Consider the following 18952-nt stretch of genomic DNA (forward strand, 5'->3'; position numbering starts at 1 on the left):
CCATGCGCGCCTGTGTCGTCGGTGCCGGCGCCATCGGCGGCTGGATCGCGGCCACGCTGGCCGATGCCGGCGTGGAGGTCTCCCTGCTGGCCCGCGGCGATACGCTCGATGTTTTGCGGGAGGCAGGCCTGTGCGTCGGGGAGCGAAGCATTCCCGCCGCCGTCTCCGGCGTTCCGTCCGACCTGGGGCAGCAGGATGCGCTCTTCATCACGGTCAAGGCGCCGGCCCTGCCCGCTCTCGCCCCGCAACTGGCACCGCTGATCGGCCCGCACACGTTGATCGTGCCGATGCTCAACGGCGTGCCCTGGTGGTTTACCGGAACGCCGCTGCGCTCGGTCGATCCCCACGGCGCTATCGCCCACGCGCTGCCGCTTGATCGGGTCATCGGTTGCGTCGTCCATGCCAGTTGCCGGCGGATCGCCCCGAACCATGTCGAGGTGGTCCACGCCGACCGCCTGATCCTTGGCGAACCGCGCGGCGGGGACAGCGATCGAGTCAGAAGCCTCTGCGATATCTTCGCGCGGTCCGGCCTGCGCTGCGACGCGGAAGCCGATATCCGCCGCGTCATCTGGTACAAGCTATGGGGCAATGCGACGATCAACCCGCTGTCGGCGCTGACCCGCTCGACCGCCGACAAGCTGCTGGGCGATCCCACCCTGCGCAGCTTCATGGCCGAAGCGATGGACGAGCTGGCCGCGATCGGCGCGGCGGTCGGCTGCCCGATCGCCGAAAGCGCGGAGGACCGGATGGCGGTGACCGCCCGGCTGGGCGCGTTCAAATCGTCGATGCTGCAGGATGTCGAGGCGGGTAGGCCGATCGAGCTGGAAGCACTGGTCGGCGCGCCGCTGGAGATCGCGCGCGATGCTGCTATCCCCGCGCCGCAGCTAGAGCGCATCTACGCCATGACCCGCCTGATGGCGGGAAATCTCGCGCTGCTTTAGCGGGAAGGAATTACCCGGCCGACGCACTCGCCGAAGCCGATGCGTACGGCGCCTTCGGCCTCGCACCAGGCGCGCAGCACGATTTCGTCGCCATCTTCCAGGAAGCTGCGCGTTTCGCCGTTGCCAAGGTCGAACGGCCGCTTCCCGCCCTCGCTGATCTCCAACAAACACCCCAGCCCTTCGTCGCTTGCAGTCGACAAGGTGCCGGTGCCGATAAGGTCGCCGGGTTGCAGGTTGCAGCCATTGGACGCGTGGTGAGTGACGATCTGCGCCGCGCTCCAATACATCGCCGCCGCCGCGGTGCCGCGTGACAGCACTTTCGGCGCGGCGCCCGCTGCGCGCATCCGCTCGGTCATCAGCGTGACCTCAAGCTGGATGGCAAAGGCGGTGTCGCCATCGGTCTGCAAATAGGGTAGCGGCTCGGGATCGCCCTCCGGCCGCGCGGGGACCGGCATGCGGAACGGCGCCAACGCTTCGCTGGTGACGATCCACGGGCTGACCGTGGACAGGAAATTCTTGGCCAGAAACGGACCCAGCGGCTGATACTCCCAGCCCTGAATGTCGCGCGCCGACCAGTCATTGAGCAGGCACCATCCGGCGATGTGGCTTTCCGCATCGCGCACCGGAATCCGCTCGCCCAGCGCATTGCCCTGTCCGATCCACATGCCCAGCTCGAGCTCGTAATCGAGTCGCCGGCTGGGTCCGTATTCGGGGGCCTCGGCCTCCGGCGGCTTGCGCTGGCCGCATGGGCGGACAACGTCCTCGCCCGAAGCGCGGATCGAGCTTGCCCGGCCGTGATAGCCGATCGGGACATATTTATAGTTGGGCAGCAGCGGGTTGTCGGGACGGAACTGCCGGCCGACGTTCATCGCATGGTTAATCCCGACGTAGAAATCGGTGTAGTCGCCGACCAGGCAGGGCACGTGCATGCGCACTTCGCTCTGGCCGATCAGCTGGGGTTCGACGTCGTCGCGATAGCGCTCGTCGGTAAGCAGTTCGGATAGCCGGGCACGCAGGTCCCGCTGCGCACCGTTGCCGCGCGACAGCCAGGCGTTGAGCACCGGCTGCGCGAAATCTTCCCGCCATTCTTCGTCGAGCAGATCGGCGATGCCGTTCAGGTCGAGAATGTAATCGCCGATGGCGACGCCCGGCCGGCGCTTGCCCTTGGCTTCGGAAAAGATGCCCAGCGGCAGGTTCTGCACCGGAAAGTCGCTGCCCGGCCCGGCGCCGGCGACCCAGCTGACGAGTTTCGGGTCGTGCGTATTGTCGGTCATGGCAGCTCCGCCTTGGGGAAGCCCGCCCAGGCTTCGTCATAATCGGGTTGCGAACGGTCGAGGGCAAAGCGCGTCGGGCGATACGGCCAGCAGGTTTCGACCATGAAGGCGAGCGTGCCGTCGACCTTGGCAGGCTGAAGGTCGGCGTTCGACGCCTTCTTCCAGCTGTCGAGGTCCGGGCCGTGCCCGCTCATCAGATTGTGCAGCGACAAACCGCCCGGCGCGAAGCCGTCGGCCTTGGCGTCATATTCGCCGTGGATCAGCCCCATCGCCTCGCTCATCACGTTGCGGTGGAACCACGGGGGGCGAAACGTGTCCTCGGCCACCATCCAGCGTGGCGGGAAGATCACGAAATCGGCGTTGGCGCGGCCGGGCACATCGCTGGGGCTGGTCAGCACGGTGAAGATCGACGGGTCCGGATGGTCGAAGCTGACAGTCCCGATCGCGTTGAATCGCGACAGGTCGTAACGCCACGGCGCGTAATTGCCGTGCCAAGCAACGACGTCGAGCGGCGAGTGATCAAGAGTCGTGGTCCACAACGAACCGAGCGACTTCTGGACGACCTCGGTCTCCTCGTCGCGGTCCTCGAACCACGCTAGCGGCGTTTCGAAATCGCGCGCGCTGGCAAGGCCGTTGGCGCCGATCGGGCCAAGGTCGGGCAGGCGGAACGGGAGGCCGTGGTTCTCGGCGACATAGCCGCGGCTGTCGCCGTCCACCTCGACCCGGAACTTGATTCCGCGCGGGATCAGGCCGGCCCAACCCGGCGCAACGTCCATCGCGCCCAGCTCGGTGAAGATATGCAGTGTCCCCTGTTGCGGGATGACCAGCATTTCGCCGTCGGCGTCCACGAACACGCGGCCGTCCATGCTTTTCGTCGCGCGGTAAAGGTGAACCGCCACGCCTTCCAGGTCGGCGGGATCGCGGTTGGCCAGCATCGTCACCAGGCCGTCGACGAAGTCGGTGCCCTCGGGCAGATCGGCCGGCGGATCCCAGCGCAGGCGGTTGGGCGGCAACGGGTCGTCGACCGTACCCGGCGCGAACAGCTTCGCCCCTTCGTAGCGGACGAACGTGCGGTGATCGGCGGTCGGGCGCATCCGGTACAGCCAGCTGCGCCGGTTTTCATGCCTCGGCGCGGTAAAGGCGCTTCCCGATACTTGTTCGGTGTAAAGGCCGAAGGCTGGCTTTTGCGGAGAATTGCGGCCCTTGGGCAAGGCGCCGCCGACCGCTTCGCTTTCGAAATGGCCGCCGAGGCCGCTCATGTAGGAACGTTCGTCGCTCATCCGCGCCGGTTATCCCGTCGGCCGCACACAAGCAAACGGGCGCAGTCCCTTGATGGAGCTGCGCCCGTCACGCGCGGGACTCGCCTACCGCGCGTGTGCAGTCGCGGCGCGGCCGAGGACCGCGCCGCAACCCGCTAGTTCTGGTTGACGGTGACGTCGATCTGGTCGGGGACGTTGATGTCCGTACCCGTGTCGCCGCCGGTCAGCCCAAGCTGGTCGCGGAAGACGAACAGCAGCACCAGCACGACGATGATCAGCAGCACCACGGCAAGGACACCGCCTCCACCGCCGCCGCCGTCGCGCTCGACGATGGTCGTCCGTTCCACATCAACATCACGATCGCGATCGGGATCGACAGCCATGTTCATTCTCCCCTGTTTCAAGCCTGTTAAGTTGCCGTAACGAACGAACACCCTGCGGCCGGGTTCCGTCCCCGCGCTAGGAGGCTGGAACATGTAGGCCCGACGATCTTTCCTGCGGCATGCCGTCCGACGCTCGCGCCTTCTCCCTTGCCGCCCTTTTGGTGGCCGGCTGCACGCAGCAGCCCGCGTCTCAGGAACCTGCCGCTGCCAATGACGCCGTAACCACGCCCGCGCCCGCGCCCGCCCCGGCGGACAATGGCACGGCCCCACCGGTCGGAACGCCCGGTACCGCCGGCGGCTTGCCCGACGACCGCACCCCGCTCGAAGAACCGCAAGGTCCGATCGATCCAGCCAGCGCGGAAGGCGCGGGGCAGGTCGTGCAGCTGTACGGCGGACTGCTCGAACAGCGGAAGTTTGCCGAGGCGCGCCGGTTATGGGGCGACAACGGCGGCGCCAGCGGCATGACCGAAACGCAATTCGCCGCCGCCTTCGACAAGTACGACGTCATCCACAGCGAGGTGGGCAAGCCGTTCGGTCTCGAAGGCGCGGCCGGATCGTCCTACATCAGCGTTCCGTTTCGGCTGTTCGGTACGCTCAAGCAGGGTGGGGAATTCAACCTGGTCGGGCCGCTGGTCCTGCGCCGGGTCAACGATGTCCCCGGATCGTCGGACGCCCAGCGTCGTTGGCACATCGATCAGAGCGGCGTGAAGCCGCGGCCCTAACCGATCACCCAAGAAGGAGCGAGAACATGAGCGGTATCGAAGACGTCAAGGAACATATGCAGGTGGTCGACGCCGAAGGCACGCCGGTCGGCAAGGTCGACGGCATCGAAGGCGACCGGATCAAGCTGACCAAGGACAGCAGCAGCGCCGGCATCGGCAGCCATGAGGGCCACCACCATTACCTCCCGACGGGTCTCGTCGCCGGGGTCGAAGGCGACACGGTGCGCCTATCCGCGCGGCTCGATGCGCTGGAAGCGATCTTCGAGAGCGAAGAAGGCGGCGAAGCGATCTAGGCCATCGCCTAGGCTTTCGCTTTCTCCCTCGCGATCCAGGCACGAACCTGGGTCTCGAGCATGGTGAGCGGGAGCGGTCCCTGTTCGAGTACCGCGTCGTGGAAACGGCGCAGGTAGAACTTGGGACCCAGCTCCCGCTCAGCCAGCGTCCGCAATTCGCGGATCTTCAATTCGCCCAGCTTGTACGCCAGCGCCTGGCCCGGTGTGGAAATGTAGCGATTGACCTCGGCGTCTATATTTGCGTCGGTCAGCGTCGTATTGTCCTTCATGAACGCCACCGCGCGCGCCTTGTCCCAGCCCTTGGCGTGGATGCCGGTATCGACCACCAGCCGAGCGGCGCGCCACATCTCGTATCCCAGCCGGCCCATGTCCTTTTGCGGCGTGTCGTACAGCCCCATCTCGATACCCAGACGCTCGGAATAAAGCCCCCAGCCCTCCACGAAAGCGGTGAAGTAAGCCGCATTCTTCCGCCAGACGGGCATGTCGAGCTCCTGCTGGAGCGAGATCTGCTGATGGTGGCCCGGCACCGCTTCATGAACGGTCAGCGCGGGTATCTCCCACAGCGGCCGCTGGTCCAGCTTGCTGGTGTTGACGAAGTACGTGCCGGCAATGCCCGCTTCCGGGCTGCCCTGGAAATAATAGGCCGTGGTCGCGCCCTCTGCGGTGGCGGCGGGAATTTCCTTGATCGTGTAGGCCAGTCGCGGAAGCTTGCCGAAGAGCGTCGGCATCTTGCCGTCGATCGTCTTCGTCATTCGCGCCGTATATTGCATCAGTTCCTCGGGCGTGCGGGCGAAATATTTCGGATTGCTCCGCATGTCGGCGATCATCGCTTCGCGGCTGGCAAAGCCGGATTTCTTGGCCAGCGCGTCCATTTCCGCCCGGATACGCGCGACCTCGCTCAAGCCCAGCTGGTGGATGTCGTCCGGGCTCCTGTCGGTGGTCGTGTGATATCGGACGAGATAGGCGTAATTGGCCTTGCCGTCGGGCAAAGCCGCCATCCCGTCGCTTTTCAGGCAGGCGGGTTTCAGGTCGCTGGCATAGGCCGCGTTGAATGCCGTTATGGCCGGGTTGATGTCCTGCGTGATAAGCGTTCGCGCCCGAGCCTGCATCGCCGACCATTTGGCCGCGCTGATCGCGGTCGGTCGGGGCTTGGCGAATTGTTCGTAAAAAGCCGACTTGGCCGGATCGGCGTCGGGCGGCGAAGCGGTGATCTTGTCGAGCGGGCCAAGCGTCGAACACGGCCGCGCATAGCCGGCCCTGGCGCTGCTCAGCGACATCGCGTTGGCCGTGCGCAGGCGGTCGCCGACCTTGCCCAGCCGCTGCAGGAAGGACTCGTAGTCGGCTTCCGTCTTCAGCGGCAGGAAGCCAAGATATTGCGCCAGGTTCTGATCGTAGGTTCCCCCCGACGTGTAGGGGATGAAGTTCGACCCGAAGAGCGCGCCGTCGATATAGGTCTGTAACTGGTCGCGCAGGAGCGCGTGATTAGTTTGCTCGGCCGGCGACAACGCGGATGCCGGAATCGCATCCAGCCGAGCCAGCAGAGTCCGGGCCTCCGCGACCCGCCGCTCCATCTCGGGACGGTCGATCCGCTCCAGCTCACCGGCGTAGGTATCGACGCCGTTGAGCGAGGCGAAGGTCGGCGCCGCTTTCAGATAAGCGGTCCAGAAATCGTCCTGGAGTTTGCGAAAGTCCTCCGCCGGTCCGGCCAGCGCCGGGCTGGCCAGGGCAATCAGGGCCGATCCGGCCAGGGCAAGTGTCGATACGCGCATGATTTCCCCCTCATCCGATGGACAGACCCTAGCTTTGGCGCAGGCCAGAGCAAGTGGGGGCATGCCCCCGGGGAGAAACGGTCGTCAGGCGCGAACTGCGGCGACCAGATAATTGAGCCGCAGGTCGTCGCTCAGGTGCAGCCCGCGCGTCGGCGAGAAGGCGATGCCTTCGACATCGATACATTGCAGGCCGGCGTCGGCCAGCAGCGCCTGCATCCGCTCCGGCGCGATGAACTTGTCGAAATCGTGCGTGCCGCGCGGGATCGCGCCGACGCCTTCGGCCAGCGTGATCGTCAGTAGCTTCGACCAGCCGGTGGCATTGGGCGTCGACAGGATCAGCAGTCCGCCGGGCGCCAGCCGCCTCTCAAGCGCCGCGACAAAGGCGCGCGGGTCGGCGACATGTTCGATCACCTCCATCGACGTGACGAGATCGTACTGGCCGTCCAGCGCCTCGACCGTGCTCACCCTGTAATCCACGTCCAGCCCCTGCCCGCGGGCGTGAAGCTGGGCCGCGGCGATCAGGCCGGGCGCGGCGTCGATCGCGGTAACCGTCGCTCCCAGTCGCGCGAGCGGCTCTGCCAACAGACCGGCGCCGCACCCGACATCGAGCGCGGTACGACCGGCCAGCGGTTTCAGCCCCTGTTCGTCGCCCTGCCAGTGACGGTCAACTTGGTCGCGGACATAGGCCAGGCGCACCGGATTGAGCTTGTGCAGCATGGCCGACGCGCCGCTCGGGTCCCACCAGTCGCCGGCCATCGCGCCGAAGCGGTCGATTTCGTCCTGGACGATGCTGCTGTCGCTCATCCCGCCTAAATGGCGCGTCCGCCGGCAAAGGGAAAGCGATGCCTGTGGTTGCGCCGGTCAGTGCAGTGACTAAGAGCGCGGACAATGGCGCGCATCGTGATGAAATTCGGCGGCACTTCGATGGCGGGCATCGAACGTATCCGCCACGTCGCCGACCGCGTGCGCCGCGAAGCTGAAGACGGCAATCAGGTGCTGGTCGTGGTCTCGGCGATGGCCGGGGAAACCGACCGGCTGGTGCAATTCTGCCGCGAAGCCTCTGCGCTGCACGACCCCAAGGAATATGACGTGGTCGTCGCCTCGGGCGAGCAGGTGACTGCGGGGCTGCTGGCGATGACCTTGCAGAATATGGGCGTCAACGCGCGCAGCTTCATGGGCTGGCAACTCGTCCGCGCCTCGGGCGTGCACGGCAATGCGCGGGTCGAAAAGGTCGAGGGCGCGATGCTCGACGATTCGCTCAGCGGCGGGACGGTCGCGGTGATTCCCGGTTTCCAGGGCGTGTCCGACGACGGCCGGCTGGCGACGCTCGGCCGCGGCGGGTCCGACACCAGCGCGGTGGCCATCGCCGCCGGCCTCAACGCCGACCGCTGCGACATCTACACCGACGTCGACGGCGTCTACACCACCGATCCGCGCATCGTGCCGCGGGCGCGCAAGCTCGATGCGATCACGTTCGAAGAGATGCTGGAACTGGCCGGGGTCGGCGCCAAGGTGCTGCAGCCACGTTCCGTCGGGCTGGCGATGCGCGAGAAATTGCCGCTGCGGGTGCTGTCGGCGTTCGAGGACTTGCCGGGAACGCGCATCGTCGCGGAGCTTTCAGGAGCGGACATGGAAAGAAACGAAATCGCCGGCATCGCCGCCGACCGCAACGAGGCCCGGGTGACGCTGACTCGGATCGCCGACCGGCCCGGGACGGTCGCCGCGGTGATCGGCCCGCTCGCCGAAGCCGGCATCCTCGTCGACATGATCGTCCATGCCGCCACGCAGGGCGAACAGGCCAGCGACCTGACCTTTACCGTTCCGCGCGCGGCGCTGGGGCAGGCCGTGGCGGTGCTTGAAAAGGCCAGGCAGGAAACCGGCTACGCCGATCTGCTTACTGACGATACCGTGGCCAAGGTCAGCATCGTCGGCGTCGGCCTGCGTTCCAACCCGCAGCTTGCCGCGACCATGTTCGACACGCTTGCCGCCCACACCATCAACCTGCTGGCGGTCACGGCGTCGGAGATCAAGGTCAGCGCGCTGGTCGCCGAAACCGATCTCGAACACGCGGTGCGGGTGCTGCACACCGCCTTTGGCCTCGATGCGGAGAAAGCGGCATGAGCGGCGAGGGGCTGATCGCCGACACCCGTCCGGTGGGATCCGGCGCCGGCCACGCGAGGCTTCGACAGCTGATGCAGCGCGGCATCGAATTCCTCGGTTGCGACTATGCGATCATGGGCGGCGCGATGAGCTGGGTCAGCGAGCGCAACCTGGTTTCCGCCATTTCCAACGCCGGCGGGTTTGGCGTGATCGCCTGCGGCGCGATGACGCCGGACCTGCTCGACACCGAAATCGCCGAAACGAAGAAGCGGACGTCCAGGCCGTTCGGCGTCAACCTGATCACCATGCATCCGCAATTGTCGGAGCTGATCGATACCTGCGTGAAGCATGACGTCGGCCACATCGTCCTCGCCGGCGGGCTCCCGCCCGGCTGGGCGATCGACAAGATCAAGGAAAGCGGTGCGAAGCTGATGGCCTTCGCCCCGGCGCTGGCGCTGGCCAAGAAGCTGATGCGCTCAAAGGTCGATGTGCTGGTGATCGAAGGAATGGAAGCGGGCGGCCATATCGGCCCTGTGTCGACTTCCGTCCTGGCGCAGGAAATTCTGCCGCATGTCGCTTCCGACATGCCGGTATTCATCGCAGGCGGCATCGGTCGCGGCGAAGCGATCGCGGCGTATCTCGAAATGGGCGCGGTCGGCGTGCAACTCGGCACCCGCTTTGTCTGCGCCGAAGAAAGCATCGCCCACGCCAACTTCAAGAAGGCCTTCATTCGCGCCTCCGCCCGCGACGCGGTGCTGTCGATCCAGATCGATCCGCGCCTGCCCGTCATCCCGGTCCGCGCGCTCAAGAATGCGGAGGTCGAACGCTTCGCCGCCAAGCAGCGCGAGGTCGCCGACTTGCTCGACAAGGGCAGCATCGAAATGGCCGAAGCGCAGCTGCAGATCGAACATTATTGGGCCGGCGCACTGCGGCGGGCGGTGATCGACGGCGACATCGAATCGGGTTCGGTCATGGCCGGTCAGTCGGTCGGCATGGTCAAAAAGGAAGAACCGGTCGCCGACATCATCGCCGAACTGGTCGATGAAGCGGCTGCGGCGCTGGAATCGCGCGGCTGAGCGCGCCGCCGCGTGACAGGCCCGCGCGCCATCTGATAGCGCAGCAGCCATGCCGCTGACCGCCGCCGCCTCCGCTCGTGAAATCCTGACGGGGCTCCACGACGTCATGGCCGGCCGCGGCTCCGCGCAATCGAAGCTCGACAAGGTCGTCGACCTGATTGCGGAAAAGATGGAGAGCGAAGTCTGCTCCATCTATTTGCTGCGCGAAAACAAGCTGGAGCTGTTCGCCACGCACGGCCTGCGCAAGGAGGCCGTGCATGTGACCAAGCTGAAGCTTGGCGAGGGCCTGGTCGGCACGATCGCCAACGAGGGCCGCGTGCTCAATCTCGCGGAAGCTTCCAGCCACGCGGAGTTCGTCTACCGCCCGGAAACCGGGGAAGAATCCTTCCACAGCTTTGCCGGCGTGCCGATCGTCTACCGCGAAGCGCCGGTCGGCGTGCTGTCGGTCCAGCACGACGATCCGCGCCGCTACGCCGATGTCGAGATCGAGGCGCTGCAGACGGTGGCGATGGTCCTGTCCGAACTGATCGCCAACGCCCGGCTGGTCGATGGCGCGCGCCGCAATCGCCTGCGCAGCGCGGGGCCGCTGCGGCTGAGCGGGCTCAAGTTGGTCGCCGGCATGGCCAAGGGGCAGGCGGTGTTCCACGAGCCGCAGGTGCTGATCGAACATACAGTGGCCGAGGATACCGAGGCGGAACGCGCGCGCGTCTACGGCGCCTTCCGCAAGATGCGCGAGCAGATCGACAATATCGAGCGCGAGGCGGAGTTCGGTACCGGCGAGCATCAGGAGATCCTCGAGACCTACCGCATGTTCGCTTATGACGAGGGCTGGTCGCGCCGGATCAACGAGGCGATCGATTCTGGCCTCACCGCCGAAGCGGCCATCGAGCGGGTTCAGCAGCGGACCCGGGCGCGGATGCGCGAAATCGACGATCCGATCCTGCAGGAACGGATGCACGATCTCGAGGACCTGGCGAACCGGCTGCTGCGGATCGTGTCGGGACGGATGGGCACGGCGGCGCAGACCGGCCTGCCGCACGACGCCATCCTCATCGCCCGCAACCTCGGACCGGCCGAACTGCTGGAATATGACAAGCGGCGCCTGAAGGGCGTGGTGCTGGAAGAAGGCTCGCTGACTGCGCATATGACCATCGTCGCCCGGGCGATGGGCGTGCCGGTGGTGGGCCGGCTGGCGGACGTGCGGCACATCGCCGAGGACGGCGACATGGTGCTGGTCGATGGCGACAACGGCAGCGTCATCATCCGCCCGTCGCGGCCGCTGCAGACCAGCTTTGAACAGCGCATGGCGCTAAGCCAGAAGCGGCGGGCGCAATATGAGGCGGTGCGCGGACTGGCCGCCGAAACGCTCGACGGCGCGCGGATGAGCGTGATGGTCAACGCCGGCCTGGCCGAGGACGCGGCCTCGCTGGAGCTGACCGGCGCCGACGGCATCGGCCTGTTCCGGACCGAATTCCAGTTCCTCGTGTCGGCGACGCTGCCCGGGCGCGAAAGCCAGCTCAAGCTGTACAAACGGGTGCTCGAGGCCGCGGGCGACAAGCCGGTGATTTTTCGTACGCTCGACATCGGCGGCGACAAGGCGCTGCCCTATCTCAGCACCGACAGCACCGAGGCGGAGAACCCGTCGATGGGCTGGCGCGCGCTGCGCTTGTCGCTCGACCGGTCGACGCTGATGAAGGCGCAGGCCCGAGCGCTGATCCAGGCGGCGTCCGGACGGGTGTTGCGCGTGATGTTCCCGATGATCTCCGAGCCATGGGAGTATGAACAGGCCCGCGCCCTGTTCGAAGAGCAGGTTGAATGGGCCGCTCGCGGCAACCGCAAGCTGCCCGAGCGCATCGAGTTCGGCGCGATGCTGGAAGTGCCAGCGCTGGCGGAGATGCTCGACCAGCTGTTGCCGCGCGTCGATTTCCTGTCGATCGGGACCAACGACCTGACCCAGTTCCTGTTCGCCGCCGACCGTGGCGACCCCCGGCTCGCCCAGCGCTACGACTGGCTCAGCCCGAGCATTCTGCGCTTCCTCAAGCGGGTGATCGACGCAACGGCCAAGTCCGGCACGCCCGTGCGGATTTGCGGGGAGATGGCCGGGCGCCCGCTCGAATGCATGGCGCTGATCGGCATTGGCGCGAACGGCTTTTCGATCACGCCAGCGGCGGTCGGGCCGATCAAGGCCTTGATCCGGTCGGTCGATGCCTCCGCGCTTCGGGCGAAGATGGACGGATGGCTGCAAAAGCCGCCGCAGGACCTGCGCCGGGCGCTGACCGAGTGGGCGCGCCGCCACGACGTCGCCGTCGGCTGACAATCGCCGCCGCGCGGTTGACAGGCCGCCTGCCGACTTGGACAACGGGCGGCGCGACGAGGGGTGACGAATGGACGAAGAGACTGAAGGCAGCGATTATGTGCCGGTCGGCCAGCGACTGCGGGCGGCGCGCGAGGAAAAGGGGCTGAGCCTCGACGATCTCGCGTCGGAAACCCGCATTCCCCATCGCCACCTGGAAAGTCTCGAACTGGGCGAATGGGACAAGCTGCCCGCCCCGACCTATTCCATCGGCTTCGCCAAATCCTACGCCGGAGCAGTCGGGCTCGACCGCGGCGAAGTGGGCGAGCAGCTGCGCACCGAAATGGGCGGCGGCTATCGCAACGATTCCTCGACCGTCGAACATTTCGAACCGATCGATCCTGCCCGGACCATGCCGAAATGGCTGGTGCTCGGGGCGATCGTGGCGATCGCGCTGGTGGTCCTGCTGTTCACATGGCTGCGCAACAGCTCGCTGGAAGAAGACACCGGGACCCCGGTGAACAGCGTGGCGGAAGCGCCGGCCAATCTACCGCCGCAGGCCGCCGCGCCGGTGGCCGCCAATCCGACCGGTCCCGTCGTGCTGACAGCGGTCGAGCCGGCGTGGATCGAGGTCAAGGACGGCGACCGGACGCTGTTCGCGGGCATCCTCGACACCGGCAAGACCTTCCCGATACCCGCCGATGCCGCCGCCCCGACGCTCAAGGCCGGCAAGCCCGAAGCGCTGCGCGTCAATGTCGGCGACGCGGTTGCCCCGCCGGTCGGGCCGGCCGGGCAGGTTGCGTCCAACGTCAGCCTGAAGCCCGCCGACCTGATGCGCGCCGGCCCGCAGGCCGCCGCACAGCCGCAGCCGCAAAATGCGGTGGCGCAATAGATTCATCGGCGCGTAAGCTGGCGCGGGTCATGAGTTTGAGCGAGTTCGCAAAGTGTTGGGGGAAATGATGAAGTCTGCGCGCCTGCGCATCCTGTCGGCCACGGCAATCGCCATGGCCGCGCTCTCCACGTCCGCCGCGGCGCAGCGACCGGCCAACGCCGACCAGCGCATGCTGGTGCTCGAACAGCAGGTCGCCGCCAGCCAGGCGACGGCAATCCGCCTCGAACAGCGGCTCGACGCGATCGAGCGGCAATTGCAGCAATTGATCAACCAGGGCGAAGTCAGCGGCCACACCGCCCAGCAGGCGCAGGCCGACATGGCCAAGCTGCGCAGCGACATGGACGCGCGGATGACGGCGCTGGAAAATGGCGCTCGGGCCGCCCCGCGCGAAACCGCTGCGATCGCCGATCCTGAGCCTGAAAGCCCCAAGAGCGAACCCAAGGTCGCGAGCGTGGAGCCGTCCAAGCCGGCGCCGGCGGACACAGACCCGGATCAGGCCGTGTCGGATCCCGGCGAGGACGCCTACTCCGAGGGCTTCCGCTTGTGGCGCGACGGCCAGTACGACCAGTCGATCACAGCCCTGCGCGCCTTCGTTTCCGGCTTCCCCAAACACCGGCGGGTCAGTTACGCCCGCAACCTTGTCGGACGCGCGTTGCTCGACAAGGGCCAGGCGAGGCCGGCGGCGGAAGCGCTGCTGGCCAATTATCGCGCCGATCCGAAAGGCGAACGCGCGGCCGACAGCCTTTATTACCTTGGCCAGGCGCTGATGAAGCTCAACCAGCCCAACCAGGCGTGCAAGGCCTATTCGGAGCTTGAAGACGTGTACGGCGCGTCGATCCGTGGCGAACTGAAATCGCTGGTCAATCAGGGCAAGGCCGACGCCAACTGCTCCTGATCCGGCGCTGGTCGCGCTCTTTGCCCGCGATCTCGACGCGCTGGCCGCGCCGGATGCGACGCTCGGAATCGCCGTTTCCGGTGGCCCGGATAGCCTAGCCCTGTTGCTGCTCGCCGTCGCGGCCAGGCCCGGGCAGATCGAAGCGGCAACCGTCGATCACCGCCTGCGCGCCGAAAGCGCAGCGGAAGCCGGCGACGTCGCCACATTGTGCGAAGACTTGGGCGTTCCCCATGCCACCCTCGCGGCGCAATGGGACCCCGCGCCGGAATCCGCAGTTCAGGAGCGGGCGCGTGCCGAACGCTACAGGCTGTTGGCGCAATGGGCGGAGGCGCGGGGACTTTCGGCACTGGCGACCGCGCACCATGCCGACGACCAGGCGGAAACTCTCCTGATGCGCCTCAATCGCGGGTCCGGGGTGCGCGGGTTGGCCGCAATGCGCCCGCGGGCGAGGGTGCCATCGTCCGAGCTGCCGCTCCTGCGCCCGCTGCTGGAATGGCGTCGCGAACGACTCGTGCAGGTGTGCGCCGACGCCGCCGTGTCGCCCGCCCACGACCCGAGCAACGCGGATTCGCATTACGAGCGGGTACGCGTGCGGCAGGCATTGGCCGCCGCGGATTGGCTGGACGTACCCGCAATCGCGCGGTCGGCCGCCAATCTTGCCGACACCGACGACGCGTTGGAATGGGCAACCGGACGAGTCTGGGACGATCTGGTCAAGCCGGGCGGAGGCGGCCTTGTCTTCGACCCGACTGGATTGCCGGACGAAATCCAGCGCCGCCTTGCCGCGCGGGCAATCGCAGCGACCGGGCGGGAAGGGGAGCCGGACAATCTGCGCGGCCGCGAAATCGATCAGCTGATGGTCACGCTGGCCAGCGGCGGCGTCGCGACCCTGCGCGGGGTGCGCTGTAGCGGCGGGGCGGCCTGGCAATTCTCACCAGCGCCGCCGCGGCGCGGCTAGGGCTCACTCGGGCGGCGGGACCGCCTGGTCGGTGGCTTCGCCGTTTTCGGCCTTGGCTCGGTCGATCATGTTCTGCAGGCACCCGGTGTGCCCGCCGGGGCCAACGGCCGAACAGCTCATTGTCCCGGTACGGCCGACATATTCGAAGCTCTTGGCGCGGGTTGCCCAGCTTTCGCGCTCCTGCCGCGTACCGCTCGTCCGATATTCCTCGGGAATGCGATAGCGTTCGGCCTCGGGCTTGCGCGCGCAAACCACGATCTCGCTGTCGGTCGAGCGCGGGCAGGGATCGTCGCCATAGACGATAACCTCGGCCAAGCGCGACGACTGCGCTGCGACCGGCGCAATCGGTGCAGCCATCGTGAAGGCCACGGCGCCCGCGGCAGAAAGAGAAATCAGCAGCTTGCTCATGTCAGAACCTTTCAGGGACAAAGCGGGCGAAGACATTGCAGGTTCCCCTTACACCCGCTTCGATAACGCAATTGCGACACGGCACGCCGCGCGGATGGCGCCGGTCAAAACGGGATAGGCGACCGCGCGCTGCGACCCGGCTTCGCGGGCTGTATCGCGATGCTCCAGCTCTTCCTCGCGAAAGCGGGCGATGTCGCCGGCCAGTTCAGGATCGCTGTCGCCAAGCTCTTCCAGCTGCTGCGCGTAATGCCGGTCGATCTCGGTCTCGACGGCGTCGGTGCAGGCCATGGCGGCTTCGGGACTGATCAGCGCCGTCCCGGCTCCAAGCGCGAAGCCCGCCGCATCCCAGAAGGGCTGCAGGGCGGTCGGACGCACGCGCCGCTGGGCCATCAACTCGTTGAACCGGTCGAGATGGCGCCGTTCCTGCATCGCCATGCGCGAAATCAGCTTCGCGCCGGGGGAATTGGGCCGCAAGATCGCCAGCTGTCCGGCGTAGATGCGGGTCGCGCCGAACTCCCCGGCCTGGTCGACCCGGATCATCGCGTCGCTATCGGGCTGGCGCACGCCCGGTCGCCACGGCCCGCTCACCGCGCCGTCCGCCGCCCCAGCGTCAGCCAGGCGATAGCGGCCGCACCGGTCAGCGACAGGATCGCATTCCAGCCAGCCATCGAAATGCCAAGGAAGGCGAACTGCACCTGGTCGCAACGGACCAGCGGGACCTTCATCAATTCCTTCAGCAGCTCTTCGGTGGACATGGCCTTGGCCGTGCTGGTGCAGGTGGTGAAGCCCTCGAAGACGCCCAGCTCGACGCCGGCATGATAAACGCCGATCGCGCCCGACACGGCAATCGCCGCCGCCGCGAGCAGGGTCAGAAGCCGCGACCGTTGCGCTTCCGCCGGGGCGGTGAAGGCCAGACCGGCAAGGACGATCGCCGCCGCGTGGGGCCAGCGTTGCCAGTAGCACATCTCACACGGATGAAGGCCGCCCAGATATTGCGACCCCAGCGCGCCGCCGAGCAGCGCGGTGGGAAGGAGAAGGGCGATCAGCCGCCCGATCTGGGGCGCGGTCATCGCCGCCGTACCGCGCGGTCCGCCGATCGCCGCTCCGGCCATGGGCCTAACGCGAACTCTTTTTGGCGCCGCCCGCCGATGCCACGGCCGAGCCGGTGCCAAGCCGCTTGAGGGTCTTCAGCGCATAATCGAGCTGGAAGTCCTTGATGCCCTTCTTCTCCAGCTCTTCGGCGGTGAAGGCGAAACGCGGATCCTTGGACGTGTCGTCCTGTTCCAACAGCTTGTCGTCGGCCTTGGCCTGCGCCAGCAAGTGGCGGCGAAGGTCGGCTTCGCGAACCCGCGGCCGGTCGTTGTAATCCGGGTCGGACAGCTGCGGAACGCCGATGTCGGGGTCAATCCCGCCGGCCTGGACCGACCGGCCCGACGGCGTGAAGTAACGCGCCGTGGTCAGCCGCAGGGCCGACCGCGGTCCGGTTTGGACGACCGTCTGGACGCTGCCCTTGCCGAAGCTCTTTTCGCCCATCACCAGCGCGCGGCGCTGGTCCTGAAGCGCGCCCGCGACGATTTCCGCCGCGGAAGCGGTGCCGGCATCGACCAGGATGACGATCGGGCGGCCGTGCGCCATGTCGCCGGCGCGGGCGTAATAGCGTTCGATGTCGCTCTTTTCACGGCCGCGCTGGGACACGATCTCGCCGCGTTCGAGGAAGGCGTCGCTGACCTCGACCGCCTGGTCGAGCAGGCCGCCCGGGTTGGAGCGGAGATCCAGGATGTAGCCCAGCGGCTTCCCGCCGGTGGCCTTGTCGATTGCCGTCAGCGCGGCCTTGGTCTCGTCCGCGACGTTGCCGGAGAAGGTGTTGATGTCGATGACTGCGACGCCGTCCTTCAGCTCCCACTTGACCGGGCGAAGCACGATCCGCTCGCGGGTCATGGTCACGTCGAACGGCTTTTCGCGGCCCGGACGGACGATGGTCATCTTGATCGCCGAACCGGGCGCGCCCCGCATCTTCTCGACCGCCTCGTCCAGCGTGGCGCCGTACAGCAGCTCGCTGTTGATATGGGTGATGTAATCGCCGGCCTTGATGCCCGCGCGCGATGCCGGCGTGTCTTCGGTCGGGGCGATCACCTTGACCGCGCCGTCCTCGATCGAAACCGTGATGCCAAGGCCGCCGTAATTGCCGTCGGTGGTGGTGCGCAGCGTGTCGAAATCGCTGTCCTCAAGGTAGGACGAATGCGGGTCGAGCGCGGCCAGCATGCCATCGATCGCGCCCTTCATCAGCGTCTTGTCGTCAATCTGGTCGACATAGGCGCCCTTGACCCGGTCATAGACGCTCATGAACTTTTCCAGCTCTTCGAAATTGGCCACGTCCGCGGCGGCCATCGAGCTGGTCGTCACCGGCACAAGCGCAAGCGCGCTGACGAGGGCCAAGGGAGGAAGGAGCGTGGGAATGATCTTCATCGGTCAGTGCCTTGAAATGGTCGCGGCGATCGCGGCCGGTTTAGCCGCCTTTTGGCCGTTTTGACAGCATCGCAGATGAACCTGCGATGAGAGCGGGAGAGACCGGATCGGCCCCGTTGTGCAACTGGATTTCGACGGGACCCAGCGCAATTCCGACGAAATCGCCCATTTTCACGCGCTCGCCTTTGGCCAGCGCCGTACCGGCATTGACCAGCACGGATTTCCAGCCGGCGCCATGGTCGATGATGACCACGCCGTCATAATCGCGAAACGGGCCGGCGAAGACGATCGTGCCGGCCGCCGGTGCGCTGAGCCGCTGGCCGCGGCGCGTGGCCAGCGTCGTCCCGCGCGACCGGACCCCGTTCGTGCTGACTTCCCCGAGCCCGTCCATCACGCGCGCATCGGCGGGCAGGCGATAGGCGATGCCCGGGCGGAACGGTTCGGCGCCGCCGCCCGGCAACGGCGCCGGGCCAAGGCTGGCCAGCGCCGACGCCTGCGCCGCGACAGAGCGCGAGGAGTCGGCAGTGCGGCGAACCTCATCGAGCGCCTCGCCGCGCGCGATGGCAATGTCGCCGGCACCAAGTGCCTGCGATCCGCGAGTGCCGGCCAGCGCCAGTGCGCGGTTCTCCAGCTCGGCAAAGGCCTTGCGGCTTGCGACCAGCCGGTTGCGGCCCGCGCGCACCTCCTGCGCCGCCTCTGCCGCCCGTTGGCGAAGCCGCGCGGCGCGGTCGATATCTCCGCGCAACGCCGCGGTCCGGGCCTCGATCGCGGGAGTCACGGCATCGACCAGTATGCGCAGCCGCACCAGCTCGGCGGTTGACCCAGAGCTCGCCAGCTGGAGCAGCGGCGGCCGGCGCGACGTCAGCACCAGCCCGCCGAGCAAGGCGCTCAGCGGCGCCTGCTCCCTTGCCAGCCGCTGTTGCTGCATGGCCAGTTGCGCCACTGCCAGCCGGGTCTTGGCGTCGGCGGCGCTGATGCCGGCTTCTGCGGCGGCGATCGCCTGGGCCGCGGCAAGCTGGCGGGCGTGGAGCCGGGCGGCCTCGTTGCGAGCCTTGCCGGCAAGCTTTTCCAACCGCTGCTGCTCCGCGACCGCGGCCGTAGCTTCCTTTTCGGCCTGGGCGATCTGCGCCTCGACCGTCGGACGCTCGGGTGCGGCCGGCGCGCTTGCGGTCACGCTAGCAGTGCCGGCGGCGAGCAGGGCGAATGCGACAAGGCGGACCACG

19 protein-coding genes are annotated in these 18952 nt (G+C 67.2%); 9 read left to right on the forward strand and 10 right to left on the reverse strand.

The genetic code is table 11. The features are described 5' to 3' along the window. Positions 1 to 2 precede the first annotated feature (2 nt). A complete protein-coding gene (locus H8M03_RS10535) occupies positions 3 to 941 on the forward strand; it encodes a ketopantoate reductase family protein (RefSeq protein WP_187479393.1) in 939 nt (312 codons plus the stop codon). Here the strand turns inward: H8M03_RS10535 and fahA are convergent. From fahA to H8M03_RS10550, 3 genes are all read right to left on the reverse strand, one after another. Continuing rightward, the gene (gene fahA, locus H8M03_RS10540) at positions 938 to 2215 is read right to left on the reverse strand and encodes a fumarylacetoacetase (protein WP_187479394.1); all 1278 of its coding nucleotides are present in this window, start codon (positions 2213 to 2215) and stop codon (positions 938 to 940) included. The genes H8M03_RS10535 and fahA overlap by 4 nt on opposite strands. Continuing rightward, the gene (gene hmgA / locus H8M03_RS10545; protein WP_187479395.1) at positions 2212 to 3495 is read right to left on the reverse strand and encodes a homogentisate 1,2-dioxygenase; all 1284 of its coding nucleotides are present in this window, start codon (positions 3493 to 3495) and stop codon (positions 2212 to 2214) included. The genes fahA and hmgA overlap by 4 nt, the downstream gene beginning before the upstream one ends. A 134-nt stretch (positions 3496 to 3629) precedes the next feature. Further along, positions 3630 to 3863, reverse strand: a complete 234-nt coding sequence (locus H8M03_RS10550; RefSeq protein WP_187479396.1) for a hypothetical protein — start codon at positions 3861 to 3863, stop codon at positions 3630 to 3632. A gap of 113 nt (positions 3864 to 3976) precedes the next feature. Between H8M03_RS10550 and H8M03_RS10555 the strand changes: the two genes are divergently transcribed. Further along, positions 3977 to 4579 (forward strand): hypothetical protein, encoded by a 603-nt coding sequence (locus H8M03_RS10555; protein ID WP_187479397.1) that lies wholly within the window; start codon positions 3977 to 3979, stop codon positions 4577 to 4579. Positions 4580 to 4605: 26 nt separating this feature from the next. Continuing rightward, positions 4606 to 4872: a DUF2171 domain-containing protein gene (locus H8M03_RS10560; protein ID WP_187479398.1), complete on the forward strand. Its 267-nt coding sequence runs from the start codon at positions 4606 to 4608 to the stop codon at positions 4870 to 4872. A gap of 8 nt (positions 4873 to 4880) precedes the next feature. Here H8M03_RS10560 and H8M03_RS10565 read toward each other — a convergent pair whose 3' ends face one another. Further along, complete coding sequence (locus H8M03_RS10565; protein ID WP_187479399.1) at positions 4881 to 6641, reverse strand: DUF885 domain-containing protein; 1761 nt, start codon at positions 6639 to 6641, stop codon at positions 4881 to 4883. 84 nt (positions 6642 to 6725) lie between these two features. After that, positions 6726 to 7445, reverse strand: coding sequence for a bifunctional 2-polyprenyl-6-hydroxyphenol methylase/3-demethylubiquinol 3-O-methyltransferase UbiG (gene ubiG / locus H8M03_RS10570; protein WP_187479400.1), 720 nt, complete (start codon positions 7443 to 7445; stop codon positions 6726 to 6728). 84 nt (positions 7446 to 7529) lie between these two features. On the opposite strand from ubiG, the gene H8M03_RS10575 reads away from it, so the two are divergent. From H8M03_RS10575 to tilS, 6 genes are all read left to right on the forward strand, one after another. Then, positions 7530 to 8762, forward strand: coding sequence for an aspartate kinase (locus H8M03_RS10575; protein WP_187479401.1), 1233 nt, complete (start codon positions 7530 to 7532; stop codon positions 8760 to 8762). Positions 8763 to 8833: 71 nt separating this feature from the next. Next, on the forward strand, positions 8834 to 9817 hold the full coding sequence (locus H8M03_RS10580; RefSeq protein ID WP_187481044.1) for an NAD(P)H-dependent flavin oxidoreductase: 984 nt from the start codon (positions 8834 to 8836) through the stop codon (positions 9815 to 9817). A 49-nt stretch (positions 9818 to 9866) separates the two neighbouring features. Beyond that, on the forward strand, positions 9867 to 12131 hold the full coding sequence (gene ptsP, locus H8M03_RS10585; protein ID WP_187479402.1) for a phosphoenolpyruvate--protein phosphotransferase: 2265 nt from the start codon (positions 9867 to 9869) through the stop codon (positions 12129 to 12131). Positions 12132 to 12201: 70 nt separating this feature from the next. Further along, entirely contained in the window at positions 12202 to 13002 is an 801-nt protein-coding gene (locus H8M03_RS10590; RefSeq protein ID WP_187479403.1) for a helix-turn-helix domain-containing protein, read from the forward strand. A gap of 64 nt (positions 13003 to 13066) precedes the next feature. After that, positions 13067 to 13897: a tetratricopeptide repeat protein gene (locus tag H8M03_RS10595; protein ID WP_187479404.1), complete on the forward strand. Its 831-nt coding sequence runs from the start codon at positions 13067 to 13069 to the stop codon at positions 13895 to 13897. A gap of 103 nt (positions 13898 to 14000) precedes the next feature. Further along, complete coding sequence (tilS, locus tag H8M03_RS10600) at positions 14001 to 14855, forward strand: tRNA lysidine(34) synthetase TilS (protein ID WP_246448855.1); 855 nt, start codon at positions 14001 to 14003, stop codon at positions 14853 to 14855. A 3-nt stretch (positions 14856 to 14858) separates the two neighbouring features. Here tilS and H8M03_RS10605 read toward each other — a convergent pair whose 3' ends face one another. From H8M03_RS10605 to H8M03_RS10625, 5 genes are read right to left on the reverse strand one after another with little or no spacing between them, the layout of a single operon-like run. After that, a complete protein-coding gene (locus tag H8M03_RS10605; protein ID WP_187479405.1) occupies positions 14859 to 15263 on the reverse strand; it encodes a hypothetical protein in 405 nt (134 codons plus the stop codon). 48 nt (positions 15264 to 15311) lie between these two features. After that, positions 15312 to 15803, reverse strand: coding sequence for a demethoxyubiquinone hydroxylase family protein (locus tag H8M03_RS10610; RefSeq protein ID WP_187481046.1), 492 nt, complete (start codon positions 15801 to 15803; stop codon positions 15312 to 15314). A 44-nt stretch (positions 15804 to 15847) separates the two neighbouring features. Continuing rightward, the gene (locus H8M03_RS10615) at positions 15848 to 16375 is read right to left on the reverse strand and encodes a disulfide bond formation protein B (RefSeq protein ID WP_425506846.1); all 528 of its coding nucleotides are present in this window, start codon (positions 16373 to 16375) and stop codon (positions 15848 to 15850) included. A gap of 4 nt (positions 16376 to 16379) precedes the next feature. Beyond that, the gene (locus H8M03_RS10620) at positions 16380 to 17723 is read right to left on the reverse strand and encodes a S41 family peptidase (protein WP_425506872.1); all 1344 of its coding nucleotides are present in this window, start codon (positions 17721 to 17723) and stop codon (positions 16380 to 16382) included. A gap of 46 nt (positions 17724 to 17769) precedes the next feature. Beyond that, on the reverse strand, positions 17770 to 18951 hold the full coding sequence (locus H8M03_RS10625) for a murein hydrolase activator EnvC family protein (RefSeq protein ID WP_187479407.1): 1182 nt from the start codon (positions 18949 to 18951) through the stop codon (positions 17770 to 17772). Position 18952 lies beyond the last annotated feature (1 nt).

The sequence above is a fragment of the Sphingomonas sabuli genome (assembly GCF_014352855.1).
Taxonomy (GTDB): Bacteria; Pseudomonadota; Alphaproteobacteria; order Sphingomonadales; family Sphingomonadaceae; genus Sphingomicrobium; species Sphingomicrobium sabuli.

Excerpts from the sequence above, each read along its gene's own strand:
- ptsP (WP_187479402.1), top strand. The coding sequence starts at position 9,867 with ATGCCGCTGACCGCCGCCGCCTCCGCTCGTGAAATCCTGACGGGGCTC.
- H8M03_RS10555 (WP_187479397.1), top strand. The coding sequence starts at position 3,977 with ATGCCGTCCGACGCTCGCGCCTTCTCCCTTGCCGCCCTTTTGGTGGCC.
- H8M03_RS10580 (WP_187481044.1), top strand. The coding sequence starts at position 8,834 with ATGCAGCGCGGCATCGAATTCCTCGGTTGCGACTATGCGATCATGGGC.
- H8M03_RS10595 (WP_187479404.1), top strand. The coding sequence starts at position 13,067 with ATGATGAAGTCTGCGCGCCTGCGCATCCTGTCGGCCACGGCAATCGCC.
- H8M03_RS10550 (WP_187479396.1), bottom strand. The coding sequence starts at position 3,863 with ATGAACATGGCTGTCGATCCCGATCGCGATCGTGATGTTGATGTGGAA.
- H8M03_RS10605 (WP_187479405.1), bottom strand. The coding sequence starts at position 15,263 with ATGAGCAAGCTGCTGATTTCTCTTTCTGCCGCGGGCGCCGTGGCCTTC.
- H8M03_RS10590 (WP_187479403.1), top strand. The coding sequence starts at position 12,202 with ATGGACGAAGAGACTGAAGGCAGCGATTATGTGCCGGTCGGCCAGCGA.
- H8M03_RS10560 (WP_187479398.1), top strand. The coding sequence starts at position 4,606 with ATGAGCGGTATCGAAGACGTCAAGGAACATATGCAGGTGGTCGACGCC.
- H8M03_RS10565 (WP_187479399.1), bottom strand. The coding sequence starts at position 6,641 with ATGCGCGTATCGACACTTGCCCTGGCCGGATCGGCCCTGATTGCCCTG.
- ubiG (WP_187479400.1), bottom strand. The coding sequence starts at position 7,445 with ATGAGCGACAGCAGCATCGTCCAGGACGAAATCGACCGCTTCGGCGCG.
- H8M03_RS10615 (WP_425506846.1), bottom strand. The coding sequence starts at position 16,375 with ATGGCCGGAGCGGCGATCGGCGGACCGCGCGGTACGGCGGCGATGACC.
- H8M03_RS10610 (WP_187481046.1), bottom strand. The coding sequence starts at position 15,803 with ATGATCCGGGTCGACCAGGCCGGGGAGTTCGGCGCGACCCGCATCTAC.
- fahA (WP_187479394.1), bottom strand. The coding sequence starts at position 2,215 with ATGACCGACAATACGCACGACCCGAAACTCGTCAGCTGGGTCGCCGGC.
- hmgA (WP_187479395.1), bottom strand. The coding sequence starts at position 3,495 with ATGAGCGACGAACGTTCCTACATGAGCGGCCTCGGCGGCCATTTCGAA.
- H8M03_RS10535 (WP_187479393.1), top strand. The coding sequence starts at position 3 with ATGCGCGCCTGTGTCGTCGGTGCCGGCGCCATCGGCGGCTGGATCGCG.
- H8M03_RS10575 (WP_187479401.1), top strand. The coding sequence starts at position 7,530 with ATGGCGCGCATCGTGATGAAATTCGGCGGCACTTCGATGGCGGGCATC.